This window comes from Aequorivita sinensis, assembly GCF_006346335.1.
Lineage (GTDB): Bacteria > Bacteroidota > Bacteroidia > Flavobacteriales > Flavobacteriaceae > Aequorivita > Aequorivita sinensis.
In genome coordinates, this window is record NZ_VDMC01000004.1 from 164,492 (window position 1) to 175,908 (window position 11,417).

At 35.1% G+C, this 11,417-nt stretch carries 8 protein-coding genes; 6 read left to right on the forward strand and 2 right to left on the reverse strand.

Annotated elements, in window-relative coordinates; translation table 11 throughout:
• Nucleotides 1–107 precede the first annotated feature (107 nt).
• The 3 genes from FHP04_RS07505 to FHP04_RS07515 all read left to right on the forward strand — a co-directional run bounded on the left by FHP04_RS07505 (nt 108) and on the right by FHP04_RS07515 (nt 5,035).
• On the forward strand, nt 108–2,612 hold the full coding sequence (locus FHP04_RS07505; RefSeq protein WP_139855475.1) for a sodium-translocating pyrophosphatase: 2,505 nt from the start codon (nt 108–110) through the stop codon (nt 2,610–2,612).
• 153 nt (nt 2,613–2,765) lie between these two features.
• Nucleotides 2,766–4,031 carry an MgtC/SapB family protein gene (locus FHP04_RS07510; RefSeq protein WP_139855476.1) on the forward strand — a complete coding sequence of 422 codons (1,266 nt, stop codon included), beginning with the start codon at nt 2,766–2,768 and terminating at the stop codon, nt 4,029–4,031.
• A gap of 8 nt (nt 4,032–4,039) precedes the next feature.
• A complete protein-coding gene (locus FHP04_RS07515; RefSeq protein WP_139855477.1) occupies nt 4,040–5,035 on the forward strand; it encodes an App1 family protein in 996 nt (331 codons plus the stop codon).
• 9 nt (nt 5,036–5,044) lie between these two features.
• Here the strand turns inward: FHP04_RS07515 and FHP04_RS07520 are convergent, their stop codons facing one another.
• A complete protein-coding gene (locus tag FHP04_RS07520) occupies nt 5,045–5,659 on the reverse strand; it encodes a deoxynucleoside kinase (RefSeq protein ID WP_139855478.1) in 615 nt (204 codons plus the stop codon).
• A 5-nt stretch (nt 5,660–5,664) separates the two neighbouring features.
• Nucleotides 5,665–6,462 (reverse strand): hypothetical protein, encoded by a 798-nt coding sequence (locus tag FHP04_RS07525; protein ID WP_139855479.1) that lies wholly within the window; start codon nt 6,460–6,462, stop codon nt 5,665–5,667.
• Between the two features lie 174 nt (nt 6,463–6,636).
• On the opposite strand from FHP04_RS07525, the gene FHP04_RS07530 reads away from it, so the two are divergent.
• From FHP04_RS07530 to FHP04_RS07540, 3 genes are all read left to right on the forward strand, one after another.
• On the forward strand, nt 6,637–7,518 hold the full coding sequence (locus tag FHP04_RS07530; RefSeq protein WP_139855480.1) for a GLPGLI family protein: 882 nt from the start codon (nt 6,637–6,639) through the stop codon (nt 7,516–7,518).
• Nucleotides 7,519–7,719: 201 nt separating this feature from the next.
• Entirely contained in the window at nt 7,720–10,479 is a 2,760-nt protein-coding gene (locus FHP04_RS07535; RefSeq protein ID WP_139855481.1) for a TonB-dependent receptor, read from the forward strand.
• A gap of 81 nt (nt 10,480–10,560) precedes the next feature.
• Entirely contained in the window at nt 10,561–11,175 is a 615-nt protein-coding gene (locus FHP04_RS07540; protein ID WP_139855482.1) for a DUF4230 domain-containing protein, read from the forward strand.
• Nucleotides 11,176–11,417 lie beyond the last annotated feature (242 nt).

Below are 11,417 nucleotides of genomic sequence, written 5' to 3' on the forward strand. Positions count from 1 at the left end.
ATTTTATTTTTGATTTTTATACCACAAAAATAGCTGTTTTATATCCCAATCCATTTTCCTATTTTTGAGAGTAACATAATAACAACCAACCTTAAACTAAATTTTTTATGGAATCATTGATGATTTATGCGCCTATAGTTATGGCGTTATTAGGCCTTTTATTTATGGCCGTAAAACGTTCTTGGGTAATGAAACAAAACCCTGGAGATGGTAAAATGAAAGAAATAAGCGACCACATTTACGAGGGTGCTTTAGCTTTCTTAAATGCCGAATATAGATTACTCGCTGTCTTTGTTATAATAGTAAGTATCGCTTTGGCAGTTGTTTCATTCGTTGTTCCTACTACAGATATATTAATTGTTGTAGCCTTTATTTTTGGAGCTGTGTTTTCTGCTTTAGCCGGGAATATGGGAATGAAAATAGCCACAAAAACAAACGTTCGTACTACCCAAGCAGCTAAAACAAGTTTACCTAATGCGCTTAAAATATCTTTCGGCGGTGGTACAGTAATGGGACTTGGAGTTGCAGGTCTAGCGGTATTAGGACTTACCGCATTTTTCATCTTCTTCTTCCATTACTTTATGGGAGGTGTTTGGACGAACACTATGGATATGACAATTGTTCTTGAAACATTAGCTGGATTCTCTCTAGGAGCTGAATCTATCGCATTGTTTGCAAGAGTTGGTGGTGGTATTTACACAAAAGCTGCCGATGTTGGCGCCGACCTTGTTGGTAAAGTAGAAGCTGGAATCCCAGAAGATGATCCACGTAACCCAGCCACAATTGCTGATAACGTAGGTGATAACGTAGGTGACGTTGCAGGTATGGGTGCCGATTTATTTGGTAGCTATGTAGCAACAGTTCTTGCTGCTATGGTTTTAGGAAACTACGTAATAAAAGATATGGGTGGAGCTATCACCGATGCATTTGGTGGTATAGGACCAATTTTACTTCCAATGGCAATTGCAGGAGTTGGAATTATCATTTCGGTTATAGGTACTATGCTAGTGAAAATAAAAAGCAATGACGCTAAGGAAGCTCAAGTTATGGGTGCCTTAAATATTGGAAACTGGGTTTCTATTATTCTTGTTGCTGTTTCGTGCTATGTTCTAGTGTTATGGATGCTTCCTGAAACTATGAATATGAGTTTCTTCGGAGAAGGACTTCAAGAAATTTCTTCAATGAGAGTATTTTATGCCACACTAGTTGGTTTAGTTGTAGGAGCAGTGATTTCATCCATTACTGAATATTACACAGGATTGGGAAAGAAACCTATTCTAAAAATAGTACAACAATCCTCAACTGGTGCAGGAACTAATATTATTGCAGGTTTAGCAACGGGAATGATTTCAACATTTCCTTCTGTAATACTTTTCGCAGGAGCAATTTGGGCTTCTTATGCATTTGCTGGTTTTTACGGAGTTGCCCTAGCTGCTTCGGCAATGATGGCTACTACCGCAATGCAGTTAGCAATTGATGCTTTTGGTCCTATTAGTGACAACGCAGGAGGTATTGCCGAAATGAGCGAGCAAGACCCTATTGTTAGAGAGCGTACCGATATTCTAGACTCAGTAGGAAATACCACTGCTGCAACCGGAAAAGGGTTTGCAATTGCTTCGGCAGCACTTACATCTTTAGCGCTATTTGCAGCCTATGTAACTTTTACAGGAATTGATGGTATTAACATCTTTAAAGCACCTGTGCTAGCGATGCTTTTTGTGGGAGGTATGATTCCAGTTGTTTTTTCGGCTTTAGCAATGAATGCAGTTGGAAAAGCAGCAATGCAAATGGTAAATGAAGTAAGACGTCAGTTTAGAGAAATTCCAGGAATTATGGAAGGTACTGGAAAACCTGAATACGACAAATGTGTGGCTATTTCAACCAAGGCTTCTTTAAGAGAAATGCTATTACCTGGTATTATGACTATTGGTTTCCCTATTGCAATTGCTTTTATTCCGATGATCTTTGGAATGAACAATATGGCGATTGCAGAAATGCTTGGTGGATATATGGCTGGAGTAACCGTAAGCGGTGTACTTTGGGCAATCTTCCAAAACAACGCTGGTGGAGCTTGGGACAATGCTAAAAAATCTTTTGAAGCAGGCGTTATGATTGACGGTAAAATGACTTACAAAGGTAGTGACGCCCATAAAGCTGCTGTAACTGGTGATACTGTAGGTGATCCATTCAAAGATACTTCAGGACCTTCTATGAATATTTTAATAAAACTAACTTGTTTAATCGGACTGGTTATCGCACCAATTCTAGGAAACCACGACAACAATGTTATTACCGCTGAAACATCGACAGAAGAGGTTTACATTATAGATGCTGAAGGCAACAAAACTGTATTAACCGATAAGCAAATAAAGTATATTGAAACAGGAAAAACCATCACTGAAGGTGACAACTTAAGAAACAAAACTGAAACGATGGTTGAGTGGTTGAAAAACGACAACAACGACCAGGTTACAGCAAATGTTACAATTACAAGAACTGTTGACGGGATAGAAAGCATAGAAACTAAAACTTTTACAGGTACTGAAGAAGAAGTTCGTTCACAATTAAAAGATGTAGATGGAATGAAAATAAAAGTGAAAGACAAAGAGTAAACCGTAACATATCATAATTAAAACGGATAATATTTTTAAAGCCTGCTAAGTTTATACGTCTTGCAGGCTTTTTTTACTCAAGCAATATTAATTTTATATTTCTGAAATCTATTTTCGGAATCCCTGATTAACTTTTATTACTTTAGTACTTATATGAATTACGAGGACATTATAACTTTAGCCATTGGGTTTGGATTAGGAATGCTTGTTGGTCTTCAACGCCAAAAAAGCGATCACGAAATGGCAGGGGTTAGAACATTTACACTCATTTCGCTAATGGGTGTTGTTTCAGCCTTTTTAGCTCGAGATTTTAACAATCCATTTATTCTTCCTGTTTTAGGAATCTGTCTTACAGCCTTATTAGTAACAGCCAATGTTATTAAGCTAAAAAAGTCTAATGAAACAGATATAGGGCAAACCACAGAGGTAGCAGCGCTACTTATGTTTGCTGTTGGAGCTTATTTAGTAATGGGTGATCGGGTAATTGCCGTTATCGTGGGCGGTTCTATAGCTATTCTACTTTACTTAAAAGAACACCTACATGGTTTTATAGAAAAACTAGAAGAAAAAGACCTTGCCGCTATAATGACTTTTGCGGGAATTTCCCTCGTAATCCTCCCTCTCCTACCCGATAAAACTTTTGGCCCTCTAGATGTTTTAAACCCAAGAAATATCTGGTTAATGGTAACCTTAATTGTAGGGATAAGTGTAATAGGCTATTTCATCTATAAATTTGTTGGTAAGAAAGTCGGCATAATCTCTAATGGAATCTTAGGAGGACTAATTAGCAGCACAGCCACAACTGTTAGTTACGCGCGAAAAACTAAAGAGACAAAATCCATTAACAAACTAGCAGCATTTGTTATTTCAGCAGCCTCTGCAGTTGCGATGGTAAGAGTATTAGTAGAAGTTGGTGTAGTTGTCCCAGAAAAATTTTCAGAACTTTTCCTACCACTTATTGCTGTATTCGTTGTTATGGCTATTATTTGTGTAGGTCTGTTTTATATCATCAGTAAAAACGGTGGAGATGATAAAATGCCTGAACCTGAAAATCCAGCACAGTTTAAAAGTGCCTTGATTTTTGGATTGCTATATGGTGCTATTCTTTTAGCTGTGGCATTCACTAAACAAGAATTTGGAAATGATGCGCTCTATGTGGTGGCTATAATTAGTGGACTTACTGATGTTGACGCGATAACATTATCTTTATCTCAAATGATGAAATCTGGAGGATTAAACACCTCTACTGGTTGGCGTTTAATATTGTTAGCTTCACTTTCTAACTTAGCTTTTAAAGGAGTTATGGCAGCAGTTTTAGGCACACGTCAATTGGCAAAATGGATAGGAATTTCCTTTGGAATCACAATTGCTTTTGGTTTAACCATAATGTGGTTATGGCCTGATACTTGGCATTTTTAAAAAAGACTATGTTTAAAAAAGACCCGATTCAGATTGTTACTTTTCGCAGTTATGGCACTGCTAACCACCTTTATGCCAAGGGTCGATCTATTCAAGATGAGGATATAGACCTAAACCAAACAGGTTTATTCAACTTATTAAGAAATAGTTGGAAGCGATTTATTACCGACAAAGTAACGAATGCCAAACTCACACTCACACTCCCTGACAATAGAACAATTTCAACTGTAACGGACAGCCAAGGTTATTTCTTAATTGATGAAACCATAGAAAATCTACTTCCCTTAACAGATGAAGAAGGTTGGATGCAATTTTCAATTTCTTTTACCGAAAATAAAAGCGGAAGAAAAATACAACAAGACAACAAGTTTAAAGGTGAAATTCTTATTCCAAAAAACACAGCGAAATACGGAGTAATTAGTGATATTGATGACACCATTCTTCACACTGGACTTACCTCTCGATTAAAATGGGCTGTAATAAAAAACACATTTTTTAAAAGTGCTGATAAGCGAATTCCGTTAAAAGGTGCCGCAGATTTTTACCAAAAATTACACGACGGAAAATCTGGAAATGATTGTAACCCTATTTTTTACGTAAGTCATAGTCCTTGGAATTTATACAATTATTTAGAAGTTTTTCTAGAGGTCAACAACTTCCATAAAGGGCCTATTCTACTGCGAGATTTTGTAAATCCTTTCGCTAAAAAATACAAAGCTGAGAAACCTCAAAAGCAAACTGAAATTATTAATATCTTAAAAACTTACCCCAAATTGCCATTTATATTAATAGGTGATAGCGGACAACACGACCCTGATATCTACCAAGAAATCACCGAGTCATATCCTGGGCGAATTTTAGCTATCTATTTAAGAGATGTAAATCGCAGGAAGAAAATGGAACGTGTAAAAAACCTTTATAAAAATTACACAAGAGTGCCTGTACTTTTAGTGGACGACACCGAAGCCGCAATTAATCACGCAAAAGATCAAGGGTTTATATAAATCTTAATTTTAAAATAAGCCGTGTAGTTCAGCATCGATTTTATTAATCACCTCTCCAAGATGTTCCTGATTATCTACAAAGTCTAAATCATCAACATCTAATATAATAAGATTTCCCTTATCATAACCGTGAATCCAGGCTTCATAGCGCTCGTTTAACCGGCTTAAATAATCTATGCTAATTGAATTTTCATAATCACGACCGCGTTTGTGAATTTGTTTCACAAGGTTTGGAATACTACTACGCAGATATATCAATAAATCTGGCCCTTCGGTAACACTCTCCATAAGTTCAAAAAGCGATCTGTAATTTTCGTAATCACGATTAGTCATTAAGCCCATCGCGTGAAGGTTGGGTGCAAAAATATATGCATCCTCATAAATAGTTCTATCTTGAATTACACTCTTTCCCTTTTCACGAATATCTAATATTTGGCGAAAACGACTATTCAAAAAGTAGATTTGAAGATTAAAAGACCAACGCTCCATCTGATTGTAAAAATCATCTAAATACGGATTGTCTTCCACATCTTCATAATGGGGTTGCCACTTGTAATGTTTTGACAATAACCTTGTAAGCGTAGTTTTACCTGAACCTATATTTCCTGCAATTGCAACGTGCATATTATTTAATTCTTTGGGATAGTTAGTGAAAAGATGTGCAAATATTTGCCGTCATAAATATAAAGCAAATCATTAGTAAGCTGCAAGTCTTTAATATTCATTTCTGCCACATCTAACTTTACGGTTTCTCGTGGTTTATCACCATTCCTTTTTGCAAAATCGGGAATGTAATAAAGCGTATTCTCCTTTAGTGCAATCAAGTTTTCATTTTGTTGAACGATTTTTTCATATTCTTCTGAAGGAGCTTCATTGAGAATACTTCCGTATATATTAAAAGCGCGTAATTTCTTTTCGGTTAAAGTGAAACAATAATTAAAGTTACTCGCCTGAGACACTAGTTTTCCAGGAAAAGGTTGTGATACCACAGTTTGCAATTTAGAACCGTAATTGTACAGTTCAAGTTGCTGCGTATCTACATTAAAAACCCACAAACTATTACTACCTGCATTTGTAGCAGTACTAACATTCAAAAATTGCGGCAAATTATTAAAACTAATTCTTTGAATTTCACTTAACTTATTATCGAGTAAAACCACTGTATTGGTGTCTTGAAAAAACACAACAACTTTTAAAGGGTTTATAATATCAACTGAAGTAATTCTCCCCAACTGAAGATCGTTGAACTTAAAATTCCCATCAGCTCCCCTCTTGTTTAGAACACGATCTTTAATAAAATAGGTATTCTTGTAGTTGTCTACTCCAATAAACCTATCAGCACCTAACGGAGTCTTACTCTCTAAGTTTAAACTTTGAGCAATACTAAATTGACCAATTAGTAAAAAGAATATTAGAAGTGGTTTCATAAAGTTGGCAAGTTACAAAATGTGGTGATACCCTAAAACGTAAAATTATGTAACACATTATACATTCACTCGTCTTAGTATTAGTGAACTATAGTTTGTTGTATTTAAATATATTATTTTTAAGCAATTTACTTCATGTTCATTAACTTTAAACTTACCCTTAATTACAATTTTATGATACGATATATTTTAATTTTTCTCCTTTTATTTTCGGTTTCTTTAAACGCACAAAGTATAAGTGGGCAAGCTTTTTACGAATCTAAAACAACTGTAGACTTAGATGAAATGGGAGCTGGCAGACGCGAAATGACTGAGGAAATGAAAAAAATGGTTTCTCAGATGATGAAAAGCGCATTAGAGAAAACCTACATCCTCACTTTTACAAAAGACGAATCTATTTATAAAGAAGAAGAAAAACTTGATGCAACACCAATTAACCCAGGCTTCAGAATGATGATGAATAGCTTTACTCCTGGAAGTCAATACAAAAACCTAAAAACAGGACAAATTGTAGAGGAAAATGAATTCTTTGGAAAACAATTTTTAGTGACAGACTCTATAAAATCGTTGGATTGGCAGATGACGAAGGATACTAAGCAAATAGGACAGTACACCGTATTTAAAGCTATTGCCATGAAAAAAGTTGACCCAACCGATTTTAGTATGGCTCGTCCAAAACGCGACAGAAAAGGTAAAGATGAAAAGGAAAATACTGAAGTTGAAAAAGATTCTACAAATTTTGACGACCCAATGGATATGATTGAAATTCCTGAAGAAATCGAGGTTACTGCTTGGTTTACACCACAAATCCCTGTAAGTAATGGCCCTGGAGAGTTTGGAGGATTACCTGGCTTAATTATGGAGTTGAACGTTTATAGAACCACATTGCTATGTTCAAAAGTTGTAATAAACCCAAAATCTGCCGAAAAAATTGAAGCTCCTAAAAAAGGAAAGAAAGTAACTCGTGAAGAATACATCAAAATTGTACAGGAAAAAACTGAAGAGTTGCGTGAAAATTTCCAAAACAGAGGTGGAAGACGTGGCGGTGGATTCTAGGAGAAAACGTAATTGAAATCGAAATCGAAATTGAAAATCTGTTTCACGCGGAGAGCGCAAAATTTTTCGCAGAGCACTTATAGAGATAACGATTTCTCTGCGTTCTAAGCGATAAACACTGCGGCCTCTGCGAGAAAAAACAAGCAAAATTGAACTTTAGAATTATTAAAATTACTGTCGAAAACAGTATAAAACCAACCAATGAACAAAATCTTCACCTTCATTTTAATAATGCTCTCCATTTCACTTTCAGCGCAAAGCATCAAAGTAAAAGGAACCATTAAAGATAGCCTTGGCAATCCCTTGGAATTTGCCAATGTAATTGCTAGTGTTAAAACTACAGGTGAAACAGAGTCCTATGGAATTACAAATCATCAAGGTCGCTACCAACTCGATCTTCCAAAAGGAAATACTTACACTTTAACCGCAAGTTTTTTAGGTTATGAAACCAAAAAACAAACAGTTTCCGTTCCCACTGAATCTGATAATATCGATTTAAACTTCATTTTAAATCCGCAGGAAAATCAATTAGACGATGTAGAAATTGTTTACGAAATGCCTGTAACAGTAAAAGGTGATACCATTGTTTACAACGCAGATAGTTTTACCAATGGCAATGAACGCAAGCTTGGTGATGTAATGAAAAAACTTCCTGGAGTGGAGGTTAATGACGATGGTGAAATTCAGGTAGAAGGGAAAACGGTTAGCAAAGTAATGGTGGAAGGGAAAGATTTCTTTGACGGCGACAGCAAGCTCGCTACTAAAAACATTCCAGCCGATGCAGTAGACAAAGTAGAAGTACTTCGAAATTACAATGAAGTGGACCAAATGCGTGGACTTGGGAACGATCGAGATAATGTTGCGATTAACATAAAATTAAAAGAAGGAAAGAAAAACTTTTGGTTTGGAGAAGTCACTGCAGGTGCAGGAATTGCTGATGAATACGGTGAAGATAGCGGCCGTTATTTGGTTCATCCAAAATTATTTTACTACAGTCCCAAATACAGTATTAACCTAATTACCGATTTTAATAATATTGGAGAAGTTCCTTTTACCTTTCGCGACTACTTCAATTTTACGGGCGGTTTTAAAAATTTCAACCGAGGAGGTGGAACTAGTTTTAGAATTAGCGATAGCGACTTAGGTTTTGCTGTTTCTCAAAACGACAGAGCTAAAGCTATAGACGCCAAGTTTGTAGCTGGAAACTTCAGTTATGCTGTAAATGATAAATTAGACATCAGTGGTTTCGGGATTCTAAGTGACAATAAAACGAATATTGTAAATAATAGCATCAGCCAGTACATTCTTACTGGAATTACCGAAAATACAAATACCAATAACGATCAACGCAATCAATTGGCTATGCTAAAACTGAGTAGTGTTTATAAACCTAATACAAATTTTCAGATGGATTATGACGCCTTGGTAAAAACTTCAAAACAAACGCAAGACGACGCAACGCTTTCAATAGTTGGCGGTAACCAAAATGATATTTCTGAAGCAAAAGAAAACAAGCCTTTCTCAATAAATCAAAACGCGAATGCTTATTTCACTTTAAATGATAAAAACATATTTGCTGCAGAAGTTCAACATTTATATCAAAATGAAGATCCATTTTATCAAGCAGTTCAGGATTCAATTCCATTTCGAGGGGTATTTACTACTATTAATCCCCTAGACCCTTTTAATAGTGATGCCGATACATTCAATCCTTTGGAACATTCGGAACGCTTCAACATTAACCAAAACAAAACTGTAAAAAGTCATAAGCTCGATGCAAAAATTGATTATTACTATGTTTTGAACAATGTCAGCAACCTCAACTTCACCCTTGGAACCACTTATAGCAATCAGAAATTTAACTCAGATATTTTTCAAATTTTAGATAATGGAAATCAAAATAATTTCACTGAAAACGATTTCAATAACGATGTAAACTATACTTTCTCAGATGTATTTTTCGGACTTCATTATAAATTAAAATCGGGGAAGTTTATTTTCACACCTGGGCTTACACTTCATAATTACAACTTGAAAAACGAGCAATTAGGAACAACCTCAACTCAAAATGACTGGATGGTATTACCAGATGTAAATGTTGTTTTAGAACTTAAGAAAAGTGAGAATATACGTTTTAACTATGCGATCACTTCAGAATATAGCGATGTGAATAATTACGCACAGGCCTACGTTTTTAATAATTACAATAGACTTTTCCGCGGAAATAGAGAGCTAGAAAACTCATTATCGCATAGTTACAATTTAACTTATTTTAGCTTCAATCTTTTTAATTACACAAATATTGGTGGGAATTTAAGCTATACTCGACGTATTGATGCTATAAAAACCAGCACTCAACTAGCAGGAATTAATCAAGTAAGTAGCCCAGTTAATTTTGATAGTAATTTTCCAGATGAAACTTTTTCAGCCGTTGGTAGGTTTAGCAAAAGAATAAAGAAAATTCAATTTAAATTGGATGCTGCATTATTCTTAACCAAAACAAATAACACCATCAACAATGGAATTCAAGAAAGTCAGAGTTTTACTCAAAATTACAACATAAGTGCGTTGAGTAATTTTAAGAGTTTTCCAAATTTTGAAGTTGGTTATCGTTTCATTAAAAACGATTATGACAATGGAGGAATTGAACAAACATTCTTCACCAACAAACCTTATGCAAATGTAAACCTCCGATTTTCAAAAGACTTCAACTTTTTTGCGGAATGGGATTACTACAATTACACCAACGATGCTAAAACTATTGAAAACAGTTATTCGTTTTTTAATGCTAATTTATATTACAAACACGGTGAAAGCCCTTGGGAGTTTTCTGTACAAGCAACAAATATTTTAGACACAAAATCTATTAATAATGATAGCTTTAATGATCAATTCAATACAACTTCGCAGTATTTTGTAATGCCTAGAATTGTTATGCTTGTAATTAAATACGATTTGTAATAATTAATTTTCAGTTAAACTAAAGGTTACAATTATTAACTGACACCCAATTTTTATATCTTTCCTGTAAAAATTATTTCTATGCGAAACATTCTCCTCGGTATTATCATTGCTTTTGTTATAATATTTAGTGTGCGATATTGTGATGACCGAAAGGACAATCGCGAAACCCTGCAAGCTAATACTGCACTTATTGAGAAGGAATTAAAAAATGTGGGCAAACTTATTGTAACCGAAGGAAGTTACGCTCAAGTTTTTAGTTATAATGCTAGTAGAGATTTAATGTACGGCCTATTCGACGCTCGTAAAAAAGCATTGATTGTAGTAAATGCTAAAGCTAGCATAGCCTACGATTTAAGCAAAATAACATCTGAAGTTAACGAAGCGACAAAAACTGTTACTATCACGAGTATTCCCGAGCCTGAGTTATCAATAAATCCAAATATCGAATACTATGATGTAACTCAAGATTATTTAAATCAATTTACAGCTTCGGATTACAACAAAATAAAACAACGTGTAGAGAAATCGCTACGTAAGAAAATTGAAGCTTCAGAATTGCGAACGAATGCTGAAAACAGATTAATTTCTGAACTTTCGAAAATTTACATTCTTACCAATTCAATGGGGTGGACTTTGAAATACAATCAAACAGTAGTTGAAGAGGAAGAGGACCTACAACGAATCAAACTCTGACGAAATCCAATAAGAAAACGAAATTGAAATCGAAACCTGTCCGAAGGAGGGTTGAAACTGGCCACAGGAGATTGAGATCAAAATTGAATAACGATTATTAACTCCCTTACGCGCCATTGTATATCCCTGATTAGTGTTGACCGTTATTTATTAATTTAGATTATCAAAAATAGTCATCAATTTTCTTTCTTGAGGCCTCAAGAAAGAAAATTGATTTATGAACTTCTCAGGGCTCATTCTGT